The sequence below is a fragment of the Photobacterium sp. 1_MG-2023 genome, assembly GCF_030547945.1.
GTDB lineage: Bacteria > Pseudomonadota > Gammaproteobacteria > Enterobacterales > Vibrionaceae > Photobacterium.
The window spans coordinates 134135-160334 of record NZ_JAUORR010000004.1 but is presented as its reverse complement, the minus strand read 5'-3'; the positions used below and the strand labels follow the sequence as shown (position 1 = coordinate 160334).

Annotated in this window: 24 protein-coding genes; 15 read left to right on the top strand and 9 right to left on the bottom strand. The window is 51.0% G+C overall.

The annotated features are described in order from the left end of the window. The first annotated feature begins 311 nt into the window (after positions 1-311). Entirely contained in the window at positions 312-3035 is a 2724-nt protein-coding gene (gene adhE / locus Q4579_RS05670; RefSeq protein WP_303562371.1) for a bifunctional acetaldehyde-CoA/alcohol dehydrogenase, read from the top strand. Between the two features lie 179 nt (positions 3036-3214). Here the strand turns inward: adhE and Q4579_RS05665 are convergent, their stop codons facing one another. From Q4579_RS05665 to Q4579_RS05625, 9 genes are all read right to left on the bottom strand, one after another. Beyond that, entirely contained in the window at positions 3215-3904 is a 690-nt protein-coding gene (locus Q4579_RS05665) for an SDR family oxidoreductase (RefSeq protein WP_303562370.1), read from the bottom strand. 253 nt (positions 3905-4157) lie between these two features. Then, positions 4158-4703, bottom strand: coding sequence for a VC2046/SO_2500 family protein (locus Q4579_RS05660; RefSeq protein WP_368501960.1), 546 nt, complete (start codon positions 4701-4703; stop codon positions 4158-4160). 65 nt (positions 4704-4768) lie between these two features. Beyond that, positions 4769-5917 carry a MalY/PatB family protein gene (locus Q4579_RS05655; protein WP_303562368.1) on the bottom strand — a complete coding sequence of 383 codons (1149 nt, stop codon included), beginning with the start codon at positions 5915-5917 and terminating at the stop codon, positions 4769-4771. A gap of 108 nt (positions 5918-6025) precedes the next feature. Then, complete coding sequence (locus Q4579_RS05650; RefSeq protein ID WP_303562367.1) at positions 6026-6997, bottom strand: alpha-L-glutamate ligase-like protein; 972 nt, start codon at positions 6995-6997, stop codon at positions 6026-6028. 3 nt (positions 6998-7000) lie between these two features. After that, entirely contained in the window at positions 7001-8506 is a 1506-nt protein-coding gene (locus tag Q4579_RS05645) for an inactive transglutaminase family protein (RefSeq protein WP_303562365.1), read from the bottom strand. Positions 8507-8606: 100 nt separating this feature from the next. Continuing rightward, positions 8607-9248 (bottom strand): ATP-dependent zinc protease, encoded by a 642-nt coding sequence (locus tag Q4579_RS05640; protein ID WP_368501959.1) that lies wholly within the window; start codon positions 9246-9248, stop codon positions 8607-8609. Between the two features lie 214 nt (positions 9249-9462). Next, on the bottom strand, positions 9463-10437 hold the full coding sequence (gene cmoB, locus Q4579_RS05635) for a tRNA 5-methoxyuridine(34)/uridine 5-oxyacetic acid(34) synthase CmoB (RefSeq protein WP_303562362.1): 975 nt from the start codon (positions 10435-10437) through the stop codon (positions 9463-9465). 37 nt (positions 10438-10474) lie between these two features. Continuing rightward, positions 10475-11203 (bottom strand): carboxy-S-adenosyl-L-methionine synthase CmoA, encoded by a 729-nt coding sequence (cmoA, locus tag Q4579_RS05630; protein ID WP_303562361.1) that lies wholly within the window; start codon positions 11201-11203, stop codon positions 10475-10477. Positions 11204-11362: 159 nt separating this feature from the next. Then, positions 11363-12238: a DUF72 domain-containing protein gene (locus Q4579_RS05625; RefSeq protein WP_303562360.1), complete on the bottom strand. Its 876-nt coding sequence runs from the start codon at positions 12236-12238 to the stop codon at positions 11363-11365. A 298-nt stretch (positions 12239-12536) separates the two neighbouring features. On the opposite strand from Q4579_RS05625, the gene aspS reads away from it, so the two are divergent. The 14 genes from aspS (at position 12537) to tolA (ending at position 26199) form a co-directional block, all read left to right on the top strand. Continuing rightward, entirely contained in the window at positions 12537-14324 is a 1788-nt protein-coding gene (gene aspS / locus Q4579_RS05620) for an aspartate--tRNA ligase (RefSeq protein ID WP_211647621.1), read from the top strand. Positions 14325-14488: 164 nt separating this feature from the next. Continuing rightward, a complete protein-coding gene (locus Q4579_RS05615) occupies positions 14489-15232 on the top strand; it encodes a YebC/PmpR family DNA-binding transcriptional regulator (protein WP_303562358.1) in 744 nt (247 codons plus the stop codon). Positions 15233-15235: 3 nt separating this feature from the next. Further along, positions 15236-15757, top strand: a complete 522-nt coding sequence (gene ruvC / locus Q4579_RS05610) for a crossover junction endodeoxyribonuclease RuvC (RefSeq protein ID WP_211647623.1) — start codon at positions 15236-15238, stop codon at positions 15755-15757. A gap of 170 nt (positions 15758-15927) precedes the next feature. Continuing rightward, positions 15928-17385, top strand: coding sequence for a methyl-accepting chemotaxis protein (locus Q4579_RS05605; protein WP_303562356.1), 1458 nt, complete (start codon positions 15928-15930; stop codon positions 17383-17385). Between the two features lie 102 nt (positions 17386-17487). Continuing rightward, positions 17488-18108 (top strand): Holliday junction branch migration protein RuvA, encoded by a 621-nt coding sequence (gene ruvA, locus Q4579_RS05600; RefSeq protein ID WP_303562354.1) that lies wholly within the window; start codon positions 17488-17490, stop codon positions 18106-18108. A gap of 13 nt (positions 18109-18121) precedes the next feature. Further along, complete coding sequence (gene ruvB, locus Q4579_RS05595; protein WP_303562352.1) at positions 18122-19135, top strand: Holliday junction branch migration DNA helicase RuvB; 1014 nt, start codon at positions 18122-18124, stop codon at positions 19133-19135. A gap of 1048 nt (positions 19136-20183) precedes the next feature. Continuing rightward, complete coding sequence (gene cydA, locus Q4579_RS05590) at positions 20184-21767, top strand: cytochrome ubiquinol oxidase subunit I (protein WP_303562351.1); 1584 nt, start codon at positions 20184-20186, stop codon at positions 21765-21767. Positions 21768-21792: 25 nt separating this feature from the next. After that, on the top strand, positions 21793-22929 hold the full coding sequence (gene cydB, locus Q4579_RS05585; protein ID WP_303562349.1) for a cytochrome d ubiquinol oxidase subunit II: 1137 nt from the start codon (positions 21793-21795) through the stop codon (positions 22927-22929). 11 nt (positions 22930-22940) lie between these two features. Continuing rightward, the gene (gene cydX / locus Q4579_RS05580; protein ID WP_211647629.1) at positions 22941-23060 is read left to right on the top strand and encodes a cytochrome bd-I oxidase subunit CydX; all 120 of its coding nucleotides are present in this window, start codon (positions 22941-22943) and stop codon (positions 23058-23060) included. Further along, on the top strand, positions 23053-23358 hold the full coding sequence (locus Q4579_RS05575; RefSeq protein ID WP_303562546.1) for a cyd operon YbgE family protein: 306 nt from the start codon (positions 23053-23055) through the stop codon (positions 23356-23358). Before cydX ends, Q4579_RS05575 begins: the two co-directional genes overlap by 8 nt. 239 nt (positions 23359-23597) lie before the next feature. Then, on the top strand, positions 23598-24002 hold the full coding sequence (ybgC, locus tag Q4579_RS05570; RefSeq protein ID WP_211647631.1) for a tol-pal system-associated acyl-CoA thioesterase: 405 nt from the start codon (positions 23598-23600) through the stop codon (positions 24000-24002). Beyond that, positions 24003-24689 carry a protein TolQ gene (gene tolQ / locus Q4579_RS05565; protein ID WP_211647632.1) on the top strand — a complete coding sequence of 229 codons (687 nt, stop codon included), beginning with the start codon at positions 24003-24005 and terminating at the stop codon, positions 24687-24689. 5 nt (positions 24690-24694) lie between these two features. Continuing rightward, entirely contained in the window at positions 24695-25144 is a 450-nt protein-coding gene (gene tolR / locus Q4579_RS05560) for a protein TolR (protein WP_249199198.1), read from the top strand. Between the two features lie 8 nt (positions 25145-25152). Then, positions 25153-26199: a cell envelope integrity protein TolA gene (tolA, locus tag Q4579_RS05555; protein ID WP_211647633.1), complete on the top strand. Its 1047-nt coding sequence runs from the start codon at positions 25153-25155 to the stop codon at positions 26197-26199. The last annotated feature ends 1 nt before the right edge of the window (position 26200 follow it).

The following is a 26200-nucleotide window of genomic DNA, read 5'->3' as shown; positions in this document are numbered from 1 at the left end:
TGAATCCACGTGTCGAATAAATGTAATTTTTTTACATCAAGCAGAGTGCGATTAAATATTGATTTTGTGAATAATTCTTGAGTGAATTCTTTTAAATAAATGATTTTAAATACATTTCATGGTGATTGTCTTGGATTTGTGAACTGTGCGTTTCACATGATCCAGATCAAATCTTATGGATGGATGAAGTCATAAAATCAGTTTTGAAAGCAATTTACTAAGTATGCGGAACCCAGGAACACATCCGCCAGACAAGGAATCTGAGACGTATCCTTACTAAAAAGTTTTCAATCTTAAGTTAGGAGTTGACTATGCCTGTTACGAATTTGGCTGAACTCGATGCAATGGTTGCCCGTGTGAAAGCGGCTCAGAAAGTATTCGCGACTTTTTCTCAGGAGCAGGTCGATAAGATCTTCCGTGCAGCGTCGCTGGCAGCAAACAATGCCCGTATTCCACTGGCACAGCAAGCGGTTCAGGAATCTGGCATGGGGATTGTCGAAGACAAGGTCATCAAAAACCACTTCGCCTCTGAATTCATTTACAACAAATATAAAGACGAAAAAACCTGCGGTATTCTCGAAGAAAACGATGAGTATGGCACGCTGACAATCGCCGAACCGGTCGGCATTATCTGCGGGATTGTCCCCACGACCAACCCGACGTCAACCGCGATCTTCAAATCTCTGATTTCACTGAAAACCCGGAATGGGATTATCTTTTCGCCGCATCCGCGCGCGAAAGAGTCCACCAATGCTGCGGCCAAACTGGTGTTGGATGCAGCGGTCGCCGCAGGTGCGCCGAAAGACATCATCGGCTGGATTGATCAGCCTTCCGTTGAACTGTCAAACGCGCTGATGAAGCACGATGATATCAACCTGATCCTGGCAACCGGTGGTCCGGGCATGGTGAAAGCGGCTTATTCTTCCGGTAAACCCGCCATCGGCGTGGGTGCGGGCAACGTACCTGTGGTGATCGACGAAACTGCGGATATTAAACGTGCTGTGGCGTCTGTGCTGATGTCGAAAACTTTCGACAATGGTGTGGTGTGTGCGTCTGAGCAGGCGGTCATTGTCATGGACGAAGTGTATGACGAAGTGAAAGCCCGTTTTGCCAGCCACAAAGGCTACGTACTCAACAAAGCGGAAGCCGATAAAGTGCGCCAGGTGATCCTGATTGAAGGCAACCTGAACGCGAATATCGTGGGTCAGCCAGCCACCAAGATTGCTGAAATGGCCGGTATTGCTGTGCCTTCCGATACCAAAGTGCTGATTGGTGAAGGGGTGGCCATCACGATTGATGAAGAATTTGCCCATGAAAAACTGTCGCCAACGCTGGGGATGTTCCGTGCCAAGACGTTCGAAGAGGCGGTCGAGATGGCCTGTCAGATGGTCGAACTGGGCGGCATCGGCCATACGTCTGGTCTGTACACCAATCAGGATATCAATGAAGATCGAATCAAGTACTTTGGCGATAAGCTGAAGACTGCGCGAATTCTGGTCAATATTCCAACCACACATGGCGGGATCGGCGACCTGTATAACTTCAATGTCGCGCCTTCTCTGACGCTGGGTTGTGGTTCATGGGGCGGCAACTCGATTTCTGAAAACGTGGGTCCGAAGCACTTGATCAACAAGAAAACGGTCGCGAAACGCGCTGAGAATATGCTGTGGCACAAACTGCCGAAATCAATCTACTTCCGACGTGGCAGCCTGCCGGTTGCACTGACGGATCTGGAAGACAAGAAACGTGCGTTTCTGGTGACTGACCGTTTCCTGTTTAACAACGGATACGCAGATGAAGTGATGTCGCTGCTGAAAGCGCAGGGCATGGACGTTCATGCTTTCTACGATGTTGAAGCCGATCCGACGCTGACTGTGGTGAAAAAAGGCGCCGAAGCCATGAAAAGCTTCCAGCCTGATGTGATTATCGCGCTGGGCGGTGGTTCACCAATGGATGCGGCGAAAATCATGTGGGTGATGTACGAACATCCGGAGACGCATTTCGAAGAACTGGCGATGCGCTTTATGGATATCCGTAAGCGAATCTATAAATTCCCGAAAATGGGTAAAAAAGCAGAGCTGGTTTGTATCACCACCACATCCGGGACTGGCTCTGAAGTGACGCCGTTTGCGGTTGTGACTGACGATGAAACCGGTGCCAAGTATCCGCTGGCTGACTACGAGCTGACGCCTCAAATGGCGATTGTGGATGCAAACCTGGTGATGAATATGCCGAAATCGCTCACCGCCTTTGGTGGCTATGATGCGGTCACGCACGCACTGGAAGCTTATGTCTCTGTGCTGGCGAATGAGTACTCGGATGGTCAGGCTTTGCAGGCGCTGCAATTGCTGAAAGACTATCTGCCATCCAGCTACGCCCATGGCGCCAAAGACCCGATTGCCCGGGAGAAGGTCCATAATGCGGCGACCATTGCGGGGATTGCATTTGCGAACGCATTCCTGGGGGTTTGTCACTCTATGGCACACAAGATTGGTGCTGAGTTCCACATTCCGCACGGACTGGCCAATGCACTGTTGATTGCAAACGTGGTGCGTTATAACGCAAATGACAACCCAACCAAGCAAACAGCATTCTCTCAGTACGACCGTCCGCAGGCACGCCGTCGTTATGCCGAGGTCGCAGATCATCTGGGTCTGAGTCAGCCGGGCGACCGTACCGCGAAGAAAATTGAGCGTCTGCTGAGCTGGCTGGATGAACTGAAAGACAATCTGGATATTCCGAAGTCAATTCAGGCAGCGGGTGTTTCTGAGTCAGATTTTCTGGCGAAACTGGATGAACTGGCCGTTGAAGCTTTTGATGACCAGTGTACCGGTGCGAATCCGCGTTACCCGCTGATTACTGAGCTGAAAGAAGTGCTGCTGGCTTCTTACTACGGCAAAGCTTATGTTGAAGGCGAAACCGTGGAAGGCACCACAGTGATTCTGAAAAAAGTGGATCAGAAACCAGCGGAATCGATAAAAGTTGCGGCGTCTGCTCCGGAAGCGAAGCCGAAGAAGGTTGCAGCAAAGGCTTAAACACTGGCATGGGCTCACGCATTTGGGTCCAGCCATTCAGCAATGAAAGCTTGAATGAGTTGTAATTGCGACGAAAACCCTTGGTGAAAATCAAGGGTTTTTTTATCAGAGCACGGAGAGGATGACCAATGATTGACTGCGATTGATATGATTCGCAGTTGGCGGTGAGACGATGATACTCAGACCACCTCAGCTTCTATCATCCGGCCATTGAAATAGTCATTGGTCACAATATACTCCGCACTTCTGGCGATTTCATATTGCATCGGCATGCTGAGCAGGGTGCTGGGCGGCAGATCCTGACGCTCATCAAAGAGTAAGGGAAAAACACCCCCCACCCGGATGTTGTACTGAGCCAGCTCTTTCGACCAGCTTTGCGTAAATCCGGCCAGCATGGCTCGGGAACTGCTGGTGAGCGGAATCGGGTTGTCCGGGCGGCAGGCCGCTAGGTTAATGATAACGCCGTGATGTTGCTGCGCTCGCATGTAGCTGGCGGTTTGCTTTCCGAAAGATAAAAACGCAGAAGTGCCTTCGGTCATCAACTGGCAAAACTCTTCGACTGATGTTTGTGTCAGGAGCAAAGGCATTTCAACGCCCAACCAGCAATTAATCAGCACATCAATCTTTCCGAAGCGTTGGTGAATGGCTTCAATGGCATCGGCGATGGTGGATTCATGATGATCCTTCAGATAGAAAGAAAAGCAGTCAGCACCTCGGTTACGGCATTCCTGATAATTAGACATCAGTCTGGCTTCATCGTTATCGACTAGGGCAATCTTTGCCCCAAGCGAAGCAAAATGAAACGACGATGCTTTTCCAAGCGGGCAGCCTGCAGCCGTCACAAGAATAACTGATTCTGCAATATTCATAGCGCAATCTTCCTATATGTGGATACATCGATGTAGTCATGATGCTCAATCAACAGGCGTCTTTCACCCACATGCTGTCTTTATTAATTAATTAAATAACAGCGGATTATTGTTAAATCTTAGTTAAGCAAAGATGGAAAGCGGCATTCAATTGTTCGGCTTATGACGGTTGTCACGAAATTTTGAACTTTGTGAAGTTGACCTAAGAAAATTTATAATTGACTGAAATGTAACAGAAATAATGGGGCGCTGATCAGTTGAAGGTGGCGACGGTCCCGTACATTTCTGCCGAGCGCTTGGCGCGAATCAGATTCAGATACAGATCCTGAGGTGAGCCTTTCATTGGTTCCGTCTGAACCGGAGGCATCCGACGGCGCTCGTGACCTGAAAGGTTATGATAGAGCTCTTCCGGCAGGCCTTTGGTGTCCTGAGGTGGGAAAGTGATTGCGATCGGCTGCAGAGAACTGAGCAAGCGAGTTGCTGTCAGGCCGCCGACATGAAAAGCGTTGGATTGTTCTGCGCCACGTGGGTAGCAGTACTCAGACGTGGTGAGTGGTCCGGGTTCCTGCAATTCGAAGTAGGTGCGTAGTTGCTCTTCCGTCGTGGTGGGCGGCAGTGGTTTCTCGGTCGGTGTCGTTTCAAGATAATCCGGCGACAACATTGCAAGCATCAGCGCGAAATCAGAACGGCGACCCTGCCCAACCGCATGGTTGAGAGAGTGACCGAGCTGCACTTCACTGATCAGATGTGCTTTGTCTAAGGTATGGATTTGCATGAAGTCCGACAGAAAATTAACCACGTGCACTTTCTATCGGACGCTTGATAAAAATCTTTAGAAAAAAATAGTGTTAATTGATGAAAAAATTAACCAATTGAATCAATGGCTCGCTGCATTCGGCTCAGGGCAAGCGCCAGCGTCGCGCGGGTACAGCCAAAATTCATGCGAACAAAGCCCGGATTGCCAAAATCACGTCCGGGAGAGAAAGCCACCCCTGCTTCCTCGAAGAATTTATGTGGGTTGCTTACCGGTAATGCTGTCGCATCAATCCAGGCAAGATATGTGGCTTCGATGGGGTGCAGTACCAGGCCGGGCATCTGATTGATTGCTGTGTGCAAGGTATCCCTGTGCTGACGTAAATAGCTCAGTTGCTGATCCAACCAGGGCTGGCCGTCGCGATAAGCCGCTTCAGCGGCGGTATATGCCAAGACATTCACCTCTGGCACGATACCGGCTTTGGCCCGGTGAAAGCGGCGACGTAACTCAAAATTCGGAATAATGGCCATGGATGCTCCCAGACCGGCAATATTAAAGGTTTTACTGGGTGCAATCAGGGTAATCGAACGCTGTGCGGCATCTTCATCCAGACTGGCGAATGGAATATGCCGGGCCTGTTCATCCAGAATCAGATCACAATGGATTTCATCAGAGCACACAATCAAATCATGTTGTTTGGCGAATTGATGCACTTCGTCTAAATCTTCCCGGGTGTGGACGGTGCCACCTGGGTTCAGCGGATTGCAGAACAGCATGACTTTCGCATTTGCCGGGACATCCGCAGCGTTGAAATCTGATAACCAGCGGCCCTGCTGTAAGGTGACCGGGACTTGGGCTAACGGGCGATCTGCATGCTTGGCAGCGGCGAAAAATTTCGGATAGATGGGCGTCGGACTGACGACTGCTTCGTGGTCTTGTGTCGTGGCCCGAACCGCCAGATTCAACCCGCAAACCAAACCGGGCAGGTAGACAATCCACTCGGGTTTAATGTGCCAGCCATACAGGGTTGCCATACGCTCAACCAGCAGTTCACTCAGGGCTTCCGGCGCAGAACCATAACCAAAAATGCCGTGGTCGACATGCTGATGCAGGGCCTGAGTGATGGCATCCGGCACTCTGAAATCACTGTCTGCCACCCACATGGGAAGAACATCCCGGCCCTGATATTTTTGCCATTTGATACTGTTGCTGAGGGTCCGGTCAATGTGCTGATCGAATAAGTTCAGGGTGTCTGACATGAATGCTCCTGATGCCCTAGGTGAATGTTGTTGATTCGAATAGAACTATTATGCGCAGAACCGGCGGGATGTAAAAAGCCCCAATCAAAAATTGGGGCTTGGGGGGAATCAGAACTGAGGTTTCGCGCCAAATTGCTCGGCGGCGTAGGCGACCCGCTCGGCAGGAGATGGCATCTTGTTCGGCGTACCCAGACTTTCAATATGATGCAGTCTTGGTAATAAACCGCAGCCATTCGCGATCTGAATGGCCAGACCAGGGCGGGCGTTGAGCTCCAACACCATCGGGCCTTTGACTTTATCGAGCACCATATCGGTTCCCATATAACCCAGGCCAGTCATTTCCCAGGCACCGGAAGCCAGTTCCAGTAACTTGTGCCAGTTGGGAACGGTCAGCTCACTGAGTAAGCGTTCGGTATCCGGGTGCCGTTCAATTGGTTGGTTAAACTGGACTGCCCGGACAGCTTTTCCGCTGGCAATATCAATCCCGACACCCACAGCGCCCTGGTGCAGGTTCGCTTTCCCATCTGAGGCTGCAGTTGAACAGCGCATCATCGCCATCACTGGATAACCTTTAAAGACGATGACCCGGATATCCGGCACCCCTTCAAAGCTGAATCCATCAAAGATATCGTCAAACTGGATTAGGTTTTCCACCATGGCCACATCATTTTTACCCCCCAGCGAGAACAGGCCCGCCAGCGTGTTGGTGATGTGACGTTCGACATCCTGCTTATCGATGACGGCACCGGAAGGCTTGGTGTAAAAGCCATCGGCATGTTTGGTAATGACCAGAATCCCTTTGCCGCCCGAGCCTTGAGCAGGCTTGATGACAAATCCCGGCCAGTCTTTCACCATGTCGTGAATTTCTTTGACATGGACCTGGCTTTCAATCACGCCAATCAGTTCAGGCACGGTTGCGCCTGCACGCTGGGCCAGAATCTTGGTTTTCAGTTTGTCATCCACCAGCGGGAAAAGACTCCGGTCATTATACCGGCCAATGTAACTGTGATTGCGTTTATTCATGCCCATGATGCCGCGTTCGCGCAGCCGCCATGGCGTCGTATAACGGGATAGGAACATGGCTTAATCCTCCGCAAGCGGTTTGAAGCGGCGGAGTTCGCTCAGGCGGTAGCCCGTATAGTTCCCCAGCATCAGGATTAAGGCCATCACAATCAGTTGCAGGCCGATAAAGTTAAATGTCAGGTGACGCACCAGATCGTTGGTCATGGCGACATAGACGATAATCGCCGTCAGCAGAGACCCGCCGCCCTGGATCAGAACTTCTTTCGCCCCTTCTTCTTCCCACAGGATCGACATCCGTTCGATGGTCCACGACAAGATGATCATCGGGAAGAAGGTGATCGTCAGACCTTCGACCAAGCCAATCTTAAAGGCAACCACGGTAAAGATAGAGATAATCAGAATCACCGACACAATGACGGCGGAGATCCGGGCGACCAGCAGCAGGTTGAGCCGCGACAGATAACCGCGAATGATCAGACCTGTCCCGACGATCAGCAGGAAACCGAGGACACCGGTGATCAACTGCGTCTGAACAAAGGCAACGGCAATCAGGACCGGCATGAAGGTCCCGGATGTTTTCAGGCCAACGATAATGCGCAAGAATACCACGATGAGAGCGCCAATTGGCACCAGCATGATGGTTTTGAACATTGCCTGTTCTTCAATCGGCAGACTGTGAATCGAGAAGTTCAGTAAGTCTTCAGCCTGTACTTTTTCCCGGGTGGCCTGCTGCGGCGTAATATCCTGAGAAATAATTGAGAAGCTGATATTGGAGTTACGGCCACCGATGACATCTAATAATGAATGTCCCTGCTGGTTCCAGACCAGCACGTCATTGGGTTTACCTTCCTGGCCCGTGTTGGGATCAAACAAATGCCATTTCTCGCCGCCCCAGACTTCAACCATCGGCGTGATACTCTGTCGGCGTCGGCCATCTTCCAGCTGCAATCCCCCAACGATCCGGGAGTTAATGCCTTCCAATGACAGTAACGTGACCACAATGTTTTCTTTCTTGAACGCATTCAGTAACAGGGAAGCATTCTGGTTGTTTCTGTCATTCAGTTGTTTGAGAATTTCACGAGTCAGCGTCATATTATCTGACGACAGTGTTTTGGCCTGAACAAGAATGGCCATGGCCGCGGTTTCCTGCGGGTTATCCAGGCTCGGCACTTCAGGTTTACCTCTGGGCTTGTCCGACGAGAAGGTTGCCTGCGGGTCGACCAGCATTTGCGTTTTGTAATACAGCACTTGCTTGCCGGATGCCTGACGGATAGACCATTCCGCACGACGGCCCTGATCCGTGTCGATCAAGGCAACCCCGTAGCCGGGGGAGGAGGTACTTTCATCAATCTGAGTAAAGCCTTTCTGGGTTTCCGGCGCAGCCATGGAAACTTTCACTGCCTGTCCGATCGCATCGAATTCTACCCGTGCTTCCAGCTCCCACAGGGCTCGCTTTTCTCCGGGTGTCCAAGGCACGCCATAAACATCATGGCGGTAGAGACTTAATGCAGTTCCGGCAATCACGAGCAAGGTGATCAGGAAATAAAACGGAATTCTTGACGTCATGACAACCTCTTTATTTTTTATCCTTTGTTGGTTGAATCAAGCAAAGTAATGAATATGAAAATGGGGCAATGACAGAACGTCATGCCCCATGTAAATGCAATTACCGTCCCTGGACGAACTGTTTTCCGACGTCAACGAGTGCAACGTCTTTAAAGAACTCGCGTCCGAGCAACACCGGGTAAGTCATCTGTGTTCTGTCGGCCAGCGTAAACTGCGCTTTTTCGTGCAATTTCCCTAGCTTCAGCCACATTTCGACAACCGGGCGGCGCTCGCTGTCATCCGCAGACGACTGACGAATTTTAACCCAGCGGACGACCGGGGCTTCGACAATCTGATCGGCAGGCTGATTCTCTTCACCGCTATGGCTCAGGTTAAATCGTGCCCATTGCTTCCCGTCACGTTCGAAGATCTGGACATCCAGTGCATTAATGGATGAGGTGGTTGCACCAGTATCTACTCTGGCTTTAAAAAAGGATTGCACTGAGTCCAGCCAGACCCATTCTTCCTCACCGAGGATCACTTTTCCGTGAGCAGTTTTCGGGTCGATGTCGATAGAATTTTGTGGTACCGGCACTATTTTTTTCTCAACAATTACTTCAGGTTTAGGGGGTGGAACAGAAGCCACTTTGTTCAAGTCTTCTGACATTGATGATAGCTCTTTTTCTAACTTAGCAATGTTTTCATTTTGTTCATTAATTTGCTGCGACATGCGATTGAGGCGGAAATGAACATTGGTTTCCATCATTTCGATCGCTGTCAGTGTATTTGTGTCCCGCTTCGGCGCCTGTTCGGCGCTGAGCATTGTGCAACCGGATAGAAAAGTCAATCCAATAAAAAAAGCGCTTCGGCCAAGCATTGTTACTCCCGAAAGTATGTTATGTCGTTATCAATTTTTCTTTAGGGGGCCGTAGTTTAGCTGACAAAAAAGGATGCGGATAGCACCCTTTTGTTAACCTTCAGTCAGGATTTGTCGCAATGAGCACGGCCCGCCGTGGTGCGGGATACCCTTCAGCCGTTTTCGAAGGATCTTGCGGATCCAGATATTCCGGCAATGAATTATTTGTCATCCAATCTGTCGAGCGCTGTTCATCAGTTGTGGTGATATTTTCATCAACAATACGAACATCCACAAAGCCGGTTTTTTCCAGCCAGACTTTCAGCGCTCTGGCCGACGGGAAGAAGTACACATTGTGCATTTGTGCGTAGCGGTGTGCAGGAACCAGCACCGCATTTTCATCACCTTCTATGACCAGTGTCTCCAGAACCAGCTCGCCTCCGGTACGCAACTGGTTTTTTAACTGAAGCAAATGATCCAGCGGCGAGCGGCGATGGTATAAAACGCCCATACTGAACACGGTGTCGAACGCTTTCAACTCAGGCAGTTGTTCAATCCCCAGCGGCAGCAGATAAGCGCGTTCATCTTGTCCCATCAGGCGTTTGATGGCTTCGAACTGGATCAAAAACAGGTTCGATGGGTCAATACCCACGGTCAGTGATGCGCCTTCGCCCAGCATTCGCCACATGTGATAGCCGTTGCCACATCCCACATCCAGTACTTTGCGGTGTTTGAGCGGTGAAATATGGGGCAAAACGCGATCCCATTTCCAGTCGGAACGCCATTCCGTGTCAATGTGGATCCCATGCATGTGATACGGACCTTTTCGCCATGGATGCAGGAGCCGCAGCAGGCTTTCCAGCCTTTTCTGCTCACCGTCGGCAATGGGGACGTCGTTTTGTACACTGACCTGAGTGCGCAGGTCGATGATATCCGGTTTGTCTGTCGGAAATTTTTTCAGCGCGCGCATCCAGCGACCCATATCGCCGTGCTGGGCGGCTTCCCAGTCGGATAATTGTTGCGGCAGGATATTGAGCCATGGACGCAGTTGCTCGTCGTTGGCCAGCAGGCGGTAAAATTCTGAAAAACTAAACATGAGACGGAACGGATACCTTTAAATCAATCAAAGAGGCTTATTTGATGGCAAACAGTGAGCCGAAGTTGAAGCACTGGAACCAGACTTCCACACTGCTAAACCCGATATTGCTCAGGCGCTGGCGGTGGGTCGGAATACTGTCGGGGCGCATCACGTTCTCAATGGCACTGCGTTTCTGGCTGATTTCCAGTTCGCTGTAACCATTGGCACGCTTGAAATCATGGTGCAGGTCAATCAGCAATTCATGGGCCTGATCGTTTTCAAACACATACTTTTCCGACAGGATCAGAATCCCGCCCGGACGCAGACCCGCATAAATTTTTTCCAGCAACTGGCAACGGTCTTCCGGGGCCAGAAACTGCAGGGTGAAGTTCAGTACGACCACTGATGCATTGTGGATCTCGACATCCCGGATATCCGCTTCAACGATCTTGACTGGCGTATCCGAGCGGTAAGCATTCACATGTAAACGGCAGCGCTCCACCATCGCCGGAGAATTGTCGACTCCGATAATCCGGCATCCCGGCTGGTTGATGTGGCGGCGCATGGACAGCGTTGCCGCACCCAAAGAGCAGCCCAGGTCATACACATTTGAATCAGGCATGGCGAAGCGTTCGGCTAGCATGCCGATGGCAGAGATAATGTTGCTGTAGCCCGGCACCGAGCGCTGGATCATATCCGGGAATACTTCGGCGACCCGAGCATCAAAGGTGAAATCACCCAGCTTTTCAATCGGGGCGGCGAACAAATTATCGTGGCCTGCCATGTCTACTACCTCATTCAGTTACAGATGCCGGACGTTGCCTGTCCTTATCTGCCGTTCGGGCAGATGTGGTCCGGAGATTCCTTCCCCGCAGAAAAGGCGCGTATTGTAGATAAATTCACAACACTTGTCTTGTGCTTTGGCGACCCCGTCAGGGCGGGTTCAGAGTAAGGAAACCTGATCACCGCCTTCAGGCAGCTTCAGATCCGGCAGTGCTCCGGCGTGACCTGCCAGCGCGTGTTGTAACTGCTGATAAAGACGAACGGCCAACTCCGGCGCAAAATCATTGTCCGGCGTGTGAATGAACAGATAGGGCTGTTTGCCCTCTTCAAGCCAGTGCGGCAGGCGTTTCAGCCAGTTGGCAAAGAAAGCATCGTTCGCCGGCAAATCCGGATGTCCGATAAAGCGGACCACTGGATGTTGCGCTGTTGCGACCGCATGCACCGGAACTTTCGGTTTTTTCTGGTGGGCATCGATGACTGCATCTGTGGTGGGCGCAGCAGAGAAAACCGGACGGGTATCCATGATAATCCGATTGGCCTGATGTTCCCACAGCAGACGATTGAGCGCAGTTTCAGCTTCCCCTTTCGCAAAGAAGGCCAGATGGCGGACTTCAACGCCAACGGTAAAGTCCTGCGGGAATTGCTTCAGAAATGCAGACAGGGCAGGCAGTTCAGACGGCCCGAAACTGGCGGGTAACTGTATTTTCCAGATGCCGGTTTTTTCCGCGACTGGCGCCATGATGTGAAAAAACTCACTCAGCTGACTCTGGCAATGCTGCAATTTGTACTGATGGGTAATGGTTTTGGGCAGTTTGAAGGTAAATCGGAACGAATCCGGTGTCGCCTGCTGCCAGTTGAGCACTGTGGCGGGCTTTGGTGTGGCATAAAACGTGGTGTTGCCTTCCACGGTTGAAAAGGTTTCTGCATAGCGGCTAAGACGTTCGGTTGAAGGGCATCCCCGGCCATAGAGGCTGCGTTGCCAGGGAGCATGAGACCACATCGCCATACCAACGAAAAGCGGAGGAGAGAAATGCATTGTGAAACCTTTTCTGAGTCTTTGGGAACATCACCCGAGCGTACATTGAGGCGCATTTTGGAGAAGATCCCGCCATCTGGTCAACCTTGCGGCGGTGAAATGGCCTAATTTACTTGATTTCAGTCCGAGGTTTTCCCTACAGTGGGATTTTTCATTTATAATGCCTCGTTATTTTCTTCCGGACGTTTGTGGCCCGTCATACGCAGGGCCAACGACCGGATTTGTCACCGTTGATGTCTGTCATCTTGATTGTGGGCGGACACACAGGATTGTAAGTAAACAGATCGGGAAATTCTTTATGCGCACCCAATATTGTGGTCACCTGAACAAGTCCCATGCGGGACAAACCGTGGAGCTATGCGGCTGGGTTAACCGCCGTCGTGATTTAGGCGGTCTTATTTTCATTGATATGCGAGATCGTGAAGGCGTGGTTCAGGTGGTGGTTGATCCGGATATGAAAGATATCTTTGAGGTCGCCAACCAGCTGCGTAATGAATTCTGTATCCGTCTGACCGGTGAAGTCCGCCAGCGTCCGGACAGCCAGGTGAACAAAGACATGGCGACCGGTGAAGTGGAAGTCATCGCCAAAGGTCTGGAAATCATCAACCGTTCCGATGTCCTGCCACTGGATTTCAACCAGAAGAATACCGAAGAGCAGCGTCTGAAGTACCGTTACCTGGATCTGCGTCGTCCGGAAATGAGCGATCGCATCAAGCTGCGCGCAAAAGCGTCCAGCTTTGTGCGTCGTTTCCTGGATGAGAACGGCTTTCTGGATATCGAAACTCCGGTTCTGACCAAAGCAACCCCGGAAGGTGCCCGTGACTATCTGGTCCCGAGCCGTGTTCATAAAGGCAGCTTTTATGCATTGCCGCAGTCACCACAGCTGTTCAAACAGCTGCTGATGATGTCTGGTTTCGACCGTTACTACCAGATCGTCAAATGTTTCCGTGATGAAGACCTGCGTGCTGACCGCCAGCCGGAATTCACTCAGATCGATATCGAAACCTCGTTTATGACGGCTGAAGAAGTCCGTGCCGTGACCGAGAAAATGATCACGGACATGTGGCAAGAGCTGCTGAATGTTGATCTGGGGGCGTTCCCGATCATGAAATATGAAGAAGCGATGCGCCGTTACGGTTCAGACAAGCCAGACCTGCGAAACCCAATGGAACTGGTTGATGTGGCGGATCTGCTGAAAGAGGTGGATTTTAAAGTTTTCTCTGGCCCGGCAAACGACAGCAAAGGCCGTGTTGCGGCACTGCGCGTTCCTGGCGGTGCGGCACTGACGCGAAAACAAATCGACGAGTACACTGCATTCGTTTCGATTTACGGTGCGAAAGGCCTGGCATGGCTGAAAGTAAACGATTTGAACGCGGGCATGGAAGGCATTCAGTCTCCGGTTGCAAAATTCCTGAGCGAAGCAATCATCAATGCCATCATTGAACGGACTGGTGCACAATCCGGCGATATCATCCTGTTCGGTGCGGATAAAGCGAACGTGGTTGCAGAAGCCATTGGCGCGCTGCGTCTGAAACTGGGTAAAGATCTGGGCATCACCAATGAATCAGCCTGGGCACCGCTGTGGGTCGTTGACTTCCCAATGTTTGAGGAAGATGACGAAGGCAACCTGCACGCGATGCACCATCCGTTCACTTCACCACTGGGTGTGACAGCGGAAGAATTGGCTGCAAACCCTGCTGCGGCAAATTCGAATGCTTATGATATGGTCATTAACGGCTACGAAGTGGGTGGCGGTTCCGTGCGTATCCACAATGCAGACATGCAGGCCGCGGTATTCAACATTCTGGGTATTGACGCAGAAGAGCAGCAACTGAAATTCGGCTTCCTGCTGGATGCACTGAAGTTCGGTACACCGCCGCATGCGGGCCTGGCATTTGGTCTGGACCGTTTGGTGATGCTGCTGTGCGGGACTGAAAACATCCGTGACGTGATTGCCTTCCCGAAAACGACGGCAGCTGCGTGTCTGCTGACAGACGCACCAAGCCTGGCAAATCCGGCTGCGCTGGAAGAACTGGCGATTGCAGTCAAAGCTGCTGCAAAAGACGCTGAACAGAAAGAAGCCTGATCAGGCTGATCCCCGGGCTGGCGTCCTGCCAGCCCGATCACTCTTCATGACATTGCATTCTGCGATATATCTGTTTGATGTCAAAATGGCTCGCCGTGTTTTGAACAGTGATCAACGCCCCCGGCACGACCGGGAAACAACCCTCAGACAATTGGAGTATTGTGATGGCAGGTCATAGTAAATGGGCCAATATCAAACACCGCAAAGCGGCTCAGGACGCGAAACGCGGAAAAATCTTCACTAAATTGATTCGTGAAATTGTTGTGGCAGCTAAAGAAGGCGGCCCGGAAGCCGACAGTAACCCGCGACTGCGTGCGGCGGTCGACAAAGCGCTGTCAAACAATATGACCCGTGACACCATTAACCGGGCGATCAGCCGGGGTGCTGGTGGCGAAGGGGATGACAACGTTGAAACCGTGATTTATGAAGGTTATGGTCCGGGCGGCACTGCGGTTATGGTGGAATGTATGACAGATAACCGGAACCGGACGGTCTCCGGGGTTCGCCATGCATTCAGCAAAGCAGGTGGAAACCTCGGGACTGACGGGAGCGTGAATTATCTCTTTGATAAAAAAGGGGTGATTTCCTACGCGCCGGGTCTGGAGGAAGATGCGGTGATGGAAGCGGCTCTGGAAGGTGGTGCCGATGATGTTGAAACGCATGAAGACGGCTCGATTGATGTCTACACCACACCCGCTGAATTTGGTGAGGTGAAGGACGCGCTGGACAGTGCGGGTTTTGAAGCCCAGAACGCTGAAGTGACTCTGGTGCCTTCAACCAAAGCCGAACTGGATGCCGACACCGCGCCTAAACTGCTGCGTCTGATTGACGTGCTGGAAGATCTGGACGATGTTCAGGAGGTCTACCATAACGGTGACATTTCTGATGAGGTTGCCGCGCAGCTTTAATCTATGGCCATTATTTTAGGGATTGACCCAGGCTCCAGAATCACAGGTTACGGGGTGATTCGGCAGACCGGCAGACAACTGGAGTATCTGGGCAGCGGTTGTATCCGCACCAGCTGCGAAGATATTCCGGGGCGTCTGCATCAGATTTATGCGGGTGTGTCGGAAGTGATCACGCAGTTTCGTCCGGATACCTTTGCCATTGAAGAAGTCTTCATGGGCAAAAATGCCAGTTCTGCGCTGAAGCTGGGACAAGCCCGGGGCAGTGCCATTGTTGCGGCCGTGAATGCGAGTTTACCGGTGCATGAGTACGCTGCACGCCTGATCAAGCAAGCTGTGGTGGGAAAGGGCAGTGCCGATAAAACACAGGTCCAGCATATGGTCTGTCATATGCTGAAGTTGCCCGGAACGCCTCAGGCCGATGCGGCTGATGCGTTGGCTGTAGCAATCTGCCATGCGCACACCAATAAAACGCTGGTGGCGATGGCCGGGCAGGCTTCAGGTTCCCGGCGTGGCCGGTATCGTTAATCCACAAGACTCACACCTGCGCGATATATCCCTTTCGGGTATGGGATGTGTCGGGCAGATCAAAAAAAGCAGCTGGGTGCTGCTTTTTTCTTTGTTAATTCATTGTTAACTGGAATATAGTGGTCGGAGCTGTTGGATAGCTCTTATAAAACAATGACAAGGATAACCACATGTCCCCAGTCGCTTTCTGGCGCGGTTTGTTCATGCCCTCCAACTCAGGATGGCAAGGTGAAGAGGCCCGTCTTGTTGATACCCTGCTATTTTTTACGCTCATTTCATTTTGTGTTGGTCTGTACAGCTGGATCAAATGGGTCAGCCATGCCAATCCCTCTCTCGAACTGACTTCTGTCACCCTGATGGGCGCAGAAATTTTAGCCGGCTGCATCGTGCGCTGGGTGAAGCAGATTGAGCTCGCTATTAATGTCGGATTTCTTGGCATGGTGATCCATGCCGTCAATATTGTTTATCAGAGCGGCGGCATTGTGGCGTCAACACAGGCGTTCTGGATGCCACTGCTCATTGTTGCCTTCTTTCTGGCTGCGAGACCGGTCACTGCCATGGCCTGGAGTGCATTGGTGACTCTGATTTCAGCCTGGATGGTGAATGAACACATCTCGGGTCATGATTTTCCGCATCTGGTGCTGACACCCAGTGCAGAACGATTGGAAATCTGGTCTGGCTTATTGCTGCCGCTGGTTGTGATTGGCATCGCGCAGGCCTTTACAGTTCGTCAGCGGGAAAGCGCGCTGACGCAATCGTATGAAGCTGAACGAGCCAGTACTGCGCTAGCGGAACAGGCGAAACAGGGTGAGCAGGCGCTTGGCAACGTGATGGTCAAAGCCAGTGACAATGCCGGTCAGCTTGCGCAAGTTGCAGAAGAGCTGGAAATGCAGTCAGAAACGCTGCACGGTCAGGTCAAAGCGCTGAATCAGAATTGTTTGTCTCAGGCCAGTGCTGCAGAACAAATGAGCCAGCAATTAGCACAGATGACTGAAGGTCTGGATGAGTCAGACCGCTTCGTCACTGAACTGCGTCAGCGCAGCAGTACCATTGAGCAACAGGCGCAACACAGTTCAGCATCTTTGCAGGCATCGACAGATGCAATTGCCCGAATTTCCAACTGTAATGCGGCAGTGATGTCGGCTGCCGAACTGATCACCGCAGTTGCCGAGCAAACGAATCTGCTGGCACTGAACGCAGCGATTGAAGCCGCGAGAGCAGGAGAGTCAGGGCGCGGGTTTGCGGTGGTGGCGGATGAAGTGCGTCAATTGTCGGCCAGGAGTAATGCATCTGCCAAGGAAATCCGCGGCTTGCTCGAAAAAAGCCGACATGAAGTCGAAGCCGGACAGAAAGTTATTCACGCCACAGCGACCGAGCTTGGCAGCATTATTGATGAGATCACCGGACTATCTGAGGATGTCAATCAGCTGGCTGACACCTTGGGGGTTCAGGTGCAATCCCTCAAAGAACTGGATCAGGCTAGTACGGAAGTTGCTCGAAGTGTGGTTGAGACCAACCGGGTCTCCGATCAGGTGGCGCACCAGGGCGCTGAACTTGCCAGCCGTGTCGAAATGCTGAAAGGGTTGGCCGATGGACTGAATGGACTGGTTTCCCGTCATCAGGTTTGAAGCGGGCCAAGAATCTCGGTGTCATTTCCACAAAGCGCTGGATATCCATCCAGCGCTTGATTATCCTAGGGCCAATTTTAACGGTGAAACAGAGGCAAGGCAGTGATTGGCCGACTAAGAGGAATTATCCTAGAAAAGCAACCGCCAGAAGTGGTCATTGAAGTGGCAGGTATTGGTTATGAAGTCCAGATGCCAATGAGCTGTTTCTATGAGTTACCGGAGCCGGGGAAGGAAGTCACCATTGCGACGCATTTTGTGGTGCGTGAAGATGCACAACTGCTCTTTGGCTTTAACAAGAAAAGTGAGCGGGATCTGTTTCGTGAAGTCATTAAAGCCAATGGCGTCGGGCCGAAACTGGGACTCGCGATTTTGTCGGCGATGACGGCCAGCCAGTTTGTGCTGTGTGTTGAAAATGAAGATGTCACGACGTTGGTGAAGATTCCGGGCGTTGGCAAGAAAACCGCTGAACGTCTGCTGATTGAGATGAAAGACCGTTTGAAAGGCTGGGGTGAAGGCGATCTCTTCACACCGTCGCTGGACACGGCCGCCAGCCAGGCACAGCCGATGGTTTCTGATCAAAATCGTGCCGAAGACGAAGCCGTCAGTGCTCTGATTGCTCTGGGCTATAAGCCGCAGCAAGCGTCTAAAGTCGTGGCTCAGGTCGCACAAGAGGGGATGGCGAGTGAAGGAATTATCCGTGAAGCTCTGCGTTCCATGGTGTGATGAGTGAGGCATTATGATAGAAGCTGATCGTCTGGTCTCGGGCAATTTTCCGATCAATAAAGAAGAAGAAGTCATCGATCGTGCCATTCGTCCGAAGCTGCTTCAGGACTATCAGGGGCAGGATCATGTCCGGAGTCAGATGGAAATCTTCATACAGGCGGCCAAACTTCGGGAAGAAGCACTGGATCACTTGCTGATTTTTGGTCCGCCGGGGTTAGGCAAGACAACACTGGCCAATATTGTGGCCAATGAAATGGGGGTCAGCATTCGGACGACTTCCGGCCCTGTACTTGAAAAAGCAGGTGATCTGGCGGCATTACTCACTAACCTTGAAGAAAACGATGTGCTGTTTATCGATGAAATCCACCGGCTCAGTCCTCAGGTTGAAGAGGTACTCTATCCGGCAATGGAAGATTACCAGCTGGACATCATGATTGGTGAAGGCCCCGCAGCGCGTTCGATCAAAATCGACTTACCGCCATTTACACTGATTGGTGCGACGACGCGTGCAGGTTCGCTGACGTCTCCGCTTCGGGACCGTTTCGGTATTACTCAGCGGCTGGAGTACTACAAAGTTGAAGACTTGCAGGATATTGTCCAGCGCAGCGCCAATTGTCTTGGGCTGACCATGGCTGCTGAAGGCGCTCTGGAGATCGCGCGTCGATCTCGGGGAACCCCTCGAATTTCAAACCGGCTGCTTCGGCGGGTCCGTGACTTTGCTGAAGTGAAAGGAGATGGCCGGATCAGCGAGTCAATTGCCAGTCAGGCACTGGATATGCTAGATGTCGATTGCAGTGGTTTTGATTACATGGACCGAAAACTGCTGATGGCCATCATTGATAAGTTCATGGGTGGCCCGGTTGGTCTGGATAACCTGGCTGCTGCGATTGGTGAAGAGCGCGACACCATCGAAGATGTGCTGGAGCCATACCTGATTCAGCAGGGTTACCTGCAGCGAACGCCAAGAGGACGCATTGCCACCCAGCGTGCCTATTTGCACTTCGGGTTAGATTTACCTGAAAGTTAGCCTGTACGGCTGAAATTGATGTTAACAACGGAGCCTCAGGGCTCCGTTTTTTGTTTATTTTTTCATCGGGTCATGTCGTTCAAACCGTGTGAGTCACTGCATTTTTTTAACACATGACCACGCAAAAGTGCAGGAGTCGGGCCAAAATTGGCAAGAAGCCTGCGTTAAAAATGTTCAAAAGTAATCTCCTTCGTATGCTGAAGACTTCGGAGATTGATGTTCTGAGACGATCAGATACAAATCAGGCATGTTTGAAATGTGAACAGGCGCACTCTGGAACACATTGAGATTGTTAATAATCTGTCGCAGATCAATGCCTGAGGAGAATCTTTTCTGGAGTGGGTTTCGTTACAGGGAATGGACATTCTTGTGATGGTGCTTCAATTTATGTATTAGAAAATCTAATCTTTCAGGGGCGAGGTGTCTGTTGAGAAGCTAGGGTTATTCTCCCTGTTTTTCTTCGGAAGTTCCCATAGTTATGCATTCAGACCCGTTAGGTTTTACTGAGAAATTTTACCCGTTTTTATCCCGGCTTTCGGATATGTTCATTTGTGATTATTTTTTCATTTCTTGGTGCTATTTTGTTTAAAAATCACATTTTTTTAAACTGTTAGCTACAGTTTTATGCATTTAAGAAAATTTTGATCTACCGCATGGTAATTGTGCGTAAACCTGTTTTCTGGCGGGTGTCTCATTGAAGCTTCATGCGGTTTTTGACAAATATCTTTGAACCTGACTGATGAAGTCAGTAGTATTAGTTCAAGCTGAGTGAGTTGTTGATTTACATTAAAAACAATAATTCGAAACATGCCTGCAACATCCCTTGAACATGTCTTTGAGGACCCGTTTCAAGCCAAGTGAAAGGGAAGGGCAGTGATGCCAGCTGGAAATTTTAGCGAAGTCTAATGATGAGCGTCGCGCGGTGAACTCACGAATCGATGATGGCTGCCATATCAGCAGGTGTTGGCAGCGAGTCTCAGGGATCACTCAGTGTGCTCAATCTATAATGTCGTACGTTACCAGCTGACTGGTGACTTAAGGAGTTATCATGTTTGATATCGTCGAACTATCGCGGCTACAGTTCGCAATGACTGCGATGTACCACTTTTTGTTCGTCCCACTGACTCTGGGGATGGCGTTTCTGCTAGCCATCATGGAGTCGGTGTATGTGATGACCGGAAAGCAAATCTACAAGGACATGACCAAGTTCTGGGGTAAGCTTTTTGCCATCAACTTTGCATTGGGTGTGGCAACCGGTCTGACGATGGAGTTTCAGTTCGGGACGAACTGGGCCTATTACTCACACTACGTTGGTGACATCTTCGGTGCCCCGCTGGCGATTGAAGCCCTGATTGCCTTCTTCCTCGAATCGACTTTCGTCGGCTTGTTCTTCTTTGGCTGGGATCGTCTGACCAAGCGTCAGCACCTGCTGGTGACCTGGCTGGTGGCTCTGGGCTCAAACTTCTCGGCATTGTGGATTCTGGTTGCAAACGGCTGGATGCAAAACCCGGTTGGTGCTGAATTTAACTTTGAAACTATGCGTATGGAAATGGTCAGCTTTGCTGAGGTTGTCCTGAACCCGGTTGCGCAGGTGAAATTTGTTCATACCGTCGCATCTGGTTATGTCACCGGTGCCATGTTTGTGCTGGGTATCAGTTCCTACTACCTGCTGAAAGGTCGTGATATTCCTTTTGCGCGTCGTTCTTTTGCGATTGCTGCGTCTTTCGGTATGGCTTCAATTCTGTCTGTAATCGTGCTGGGTGATGAATCCGGTTATGAGCTGGGCGACGTTCAGAAAACCAAACTGGCCGCCATTGAAGCAGAGTGGTACACCGAAGAAGCTCCGGCAGCCTTTACCCTGTTTGGAATTCCAAATCAGGAAACCATGCATACCGACTACGCGATCAAAATCCCTTATTTGATGGGCATTATCGCGACCCGTTCTATTGATACACAAGTGACAGGCCTGCGTGATCTGAAAGACGAGCACGAAGTACGAATCCGGAATGGGATGGTTGCTTACGGGCTGCTTGAAAAATTGCGTGCCGGTGAGAAAACGCCGGAAAATATCGCGGCTTTCGATGCCGTGAAGCAGGATCTGGGCTATGGCCTGCTGCTGAAACCGTATACCGATAAAGTTGTCGATGCGACAGAAGAAGACATCGCCAAAGCGGCAGATGATTCACTGCCAACCGTATGGCCGCTGTTCTGGAGCTTCCGCATCATGGTTGCCTGTGGCTTTATCATGCTGGGTGTATTTGCCGCTGCCTTTATTCAGACCTGTCGTCACAAGATCACAGAAAAGAAATGGGTGTTGCGCGCCGCATTGTTCTCCATCCCGTTGCCTTGGATTGCCGTGGAAGCGGGTTGGTTTGTTGCAGAATATGGCCGTCAGCCTTGGGCTGTAGGTGAGATTTTGCCTACGACCATGGCCGCATCGAATCTGGCCGCATCGGATATTCTGATTTCAATGGCTTCGATTATTGCACTGTATACGTGTTTCCTGATTGCTGAAGTGTATCTGATGCTGAAGTTTGCACGTCTGGGCCCAAGCAGCCTCAAAACCGGTCGTTATCACTTCGAGCAGAACATTGCCCCACATGATCTGACCGAACAACCCGTGATGAAATAATTCGAGACGGACAGGAGATTGATAAATGTTTGATTATGAAGTGTTACGTCTCATCTGGTGGCTGCTGATTGGTGTGCTTTGCATCGGTTTTGCAGTGACGGATGGTTTTGATATGGGCGTGGGTGTTCTGACGAACGTGATCGGTAAAACCGACACCGAGCGCCGGATTATGATTAACGCGATCGCACCGCACTGGGACGGTAATCAGGTGTGGTTGGTTACTGCGGGGGGGGCACTGTTTGCTGCCTGGCCGCTGGTATATGCAACAGCCTTTTCTGGATTTTATCTGGCGATGGTGATCACCTTAGCTGCGCTCTGGCTGCGCCCGCTGGGATTCGATTACCGCTCGAAGATTGAAGATCCAAAATGGCGCAATATGTGGGATCGCGCCATTTTCATCGGCAGCCTCGTGCCACCGGTTATTTTTGGTGTTGCGTTTGGTAACTTGCTGCAAGGTGTGCCGTTTGTGCTGAGTGACTTGCTGATCCCGACGTATAAAGGTTCTTTCTTTGGCTTGCTGAATCCATTCGCGCTGCTGTGCGGTATTGTCAGCCTGGCAATGATTGTGACTCAGGGGGCGGTTTATCTGCAGATGAAAACCACGGATGAACTGCATACCCGAGCACGCTTTGTGGCCTGCGTCACCGCACTGATCACTCTGGTTGCTTTTGCGCTGGCAGGCTTCTTTGCGAAGAATATTGAAGGCTATGTGGTTGTATCTGAGCTGGTGAAAGATGCTGCTTCGAATCCGCTGAATAAAGAAGTGACCCGCCAGACCGGTGCACTGATGGCGAATTTCAATGCCCAACCGATCTTGTGGCTGGCGCCTGTGGTGGGTCTTGTGATGCCGTTGCTGACGGTTCTGGCAAGCCGGTTTGAGCGTGCAGGCTTTGCCTTCCTGTTCTCCAGCTTGACCATGGCGGGCATTATCCTGACCTTTGGTTTTGCGATGTTCCCGTTCATTATGCCATCAAGCGAGATCCCTTCGCACAGCCTGACGTTGTGGGATGCCACATCCAGTGAGCTGACGCTGAAAATCATGACCGTGGTTGCTTTCGTGATGGTGCCAATCATCCTGGCGTATACCAGCTGGTGTTATTACAAAATGTTCGGTCGTCTCGATAAGCAGTTTATCGAAGACAATAAGAATTCACTGTACTAAGGAGACTTGTCATGTGGTATTTCGCCTGGATTCTGGGAGTACTGTTGGCCTGCTCATTCGGCATCATCAATGCGCTTTGGTTAGAAACGACCGAGAACATGGATGCAAAAGATGGCGCAGACAGTGAGTAACGGACTCGACCTTTGGGTGAAGAAAAGCCATGCGTGGCTGGCCTGGAGCCCATTGAGAGTACTGGCTCTGGGGATGGGGCTGGTCACTGGCGGGCTTGTGATGTGGGACCCGGCCCTGTTTGCGCAGGCAATCGGTGGTTTTGGCCCGGTCGTATCTCCGGCATTAATCTGGTCTTGCTGTGCAGCCATGATTTTCGGGGTTGGCTTCGTACCGCACCGTTGGTATTGGCAACTCCTGTTCACGCCGTATCTGGCTTTGCCGATACTGGCCGCGATCCTGTGGCTTCGCTTGAGCTAAAGCGAAGTTACCTCTCTGATAAACAGCCCGCTTTGATAGCGGGCTGTCTTTTTTTGTTGCAATCAAAGATTCAAAATTCCAGCAGGGTCAAATTCTGAAAGGAAATTAAGCACACACAGGGCTGAGGGTTTCATTCTGTAATTTAACTCCGGTATAGTGATTGCTGGATATTTTCTAGGACGTCATATTTTTGGCGTCTTATGCATCATCATTAACGCATCATCATTCGTGGTATTCAGATGACTGAAGAAAACGCCTTTGAGTGGCCTGTGACGATTTATATCGAAGATACAGACACCGGCGGTATTGTTTATCATGCCAACTACCTGAAGTTCTTCGAGCGGGGCAGAACGGAACTTTTCAGAAGCTTCGGAGTCAGCTTACAGGACATGTTGGCACAAGGATTTAGTTTCGTTGTTCGTCATATGGACATCGACTTTCTTAAAGGTGCAAAGTTAGACGATCACCTGAAGGTTCGTACCTGGACAGCCAATGTGCGTCGTGCCTCTATCGAATTTTGTCAGATTTTAGTAAACAATGAAGGGCAGTGCTTGTGTAAAGCTACTGTTCAGGTAGCCTGTGTCAACCCTCAAACAATGAAACCCATTGTGATCCCAAAGAATATATTGTCGGAGATAGCCTAAGTGAGTGCAGAACTTTCTATTCTGGATTTGTTTTTGCAGGCAAGCCTGCTGGTCAAGATTGTGATGCTCATCCTGTTGGGTATGTCAGTGATCTCCTGGGCGCTGATTGTGAAGCGTTCTCAGATCCTGTCTCAGGCAGCAGCAAAAGCTGAACGTTTTGAAGACCGATTCTGGTCAGGTATTGATTTGTCCCATTTATTTCAGGAAGTGCAGAGCCGAAAAGACAGCCTGACCGGGACGGAACAGATTTTTTACGCAGGCTTTAAAGAGTTTGCCCGTTTACACCGAAATAACGGCAAAGCACCTGAATCTGTGATGGAAGGTGCAGGTCGTGCGATGCGTGTATCACTGTCCCGTGAAGTGGAAGATATGGAAACACACTTGCCGTTTCTGGCAACTGTGGGTTCTATCAGCCCGTACATCGGTCTGTTTGGGACCGTGTGGGGGATTATGCATGCCTTCATCGCACTGGGTGCCGTAAAACAGGCCACGCTGGCCATGGTTGCTCCGGGGATTGCAGAAGCGCTGGTTGCGACAGCAATGGGCCTGTTTGCTGCGATTCCAGCAGTGATGTTTTACAACCGTCTGACGAACAAGGTTTCTAAGCTGGAACATAACTACGCCACCTTCATGGAAGAGTTTTCCAGCATCCTGCACCGTCAGGCGTTTGCTGCAAACCAGGAGTAAACACCATGGCGGTTTATCAACCGAAAAAGCGCAAGATGACAGCAGAAATCAATGTTGTGCCTTACATTGATGTCATGCTGGTATTGCTGATTATTTTTATGGTGACCGCGCCATTTATTACGCAGGGCGTTGATGTTGAGCTCCCGGCGACACAATCTGCGAAAACAGCGGCCGAGTTAGCCGGTGAGAATGACAGTGGGGCACCCATTATTGTTGAAGTCGACAAAGACGGCCAACTGGGGCTGAGTGTTGATAATGCAGATATGGTGCGTGGCCTGGCGCTGAATGAATTGCTGACCCGGGTCAAAGCAGAACTGCAATTAAATCCGAAAACACCGGTCATGGTGGGTGGCGATGCAAGAGTGCCCTATTCAGCCATCATCGAAACACTGGATGCGCTGAATCAGGCGGGTGTCGGCTCTGTGGGACTGATGACTGAACCACTCGAGCAGTAGGAAAATCAATGAAAAAAAACAACTACACAGTTGCCATCGTTATTTCGTTATTTTTCCATGCTGTTCTGTTCGTTGCGCTGATCTGGGGCACCGATTTTACGATGTCCAAGCCAAAGCCGCACGGTTCGACGATTCAGGCCGTGGTGGTTGACCCTGCACTGGTGAATCAGCAGGCCCGCCAGATTCGTGAACAGCGGGATGCGGCAAAGCGTGCCGAGCAAGATCGTCTGGAACGTTTGGAACGTCAGGCTGCTGCGCTGGAAAAGCAGCGTCAGGCTGAAGAAGAACGTTTACGCAAGCTGAGATCCGATAAACTCGAGGCTGAAAAAGCAGCGCGTGAAGCCGATGCGGAGCGGGAGCGAATTGCTCGTGAGAAAGCAAAAGCTGCGGAAGAGAAGCGAAAAGCGGATGAAGATGCGCGACTGGCACGCGAAGCGGCGAACAAAGCTGAAGCAGAACGTCAGGCGAAGCTGAAAGCGAAACAGGAAGCGGAAGAAGCCGCTCGTCAGGCTGAACTGGCCCGCCAGAAGAAAGTCGAAGAGCAAAAACGTGCTGAAGAAGCTGCCCGTAAAGCGGAAGCCGATCGCCAGGCAAAAATAGCCGCGAAGAAGAAAGCGGAAGAAGAAGCCCGTAAAGCAGAGGCTGCCCGTAAAGAGGCTGAGCGGAAGGCGAAAGAAGCGCAGGAACTGCAACGTCAGCAGGAAGCTGCGTTGAATGACATGTTCGCCGGACTGGAAGCTGAAAGTGAATTGCGTGGGAGTGCGAAAGGGCAGTTTGTCACGGATGAGGCAACGCGTTATGGCGAAATTTATAAGCAAATGATCCAGCAGAACCTTCTGTTTGATCAAAATTTTTCCGGCAAAGAATGCAATCTGCAAATGCGGTTGTCTGCGAATGGCTTGCTGTTAGATGTATCCGATGTCGGTGGAGATACCAGCCTTTGCCGTGCGGCAAAGGCTGCTGTTGTCAAAGTCAGCCAGTTTCCTATGCCTGAAGATCCGGCTGTGGTGGAAAAACTGCGATCAATTCGCTTAACCGTGAAGCCAGTTAGTTAAG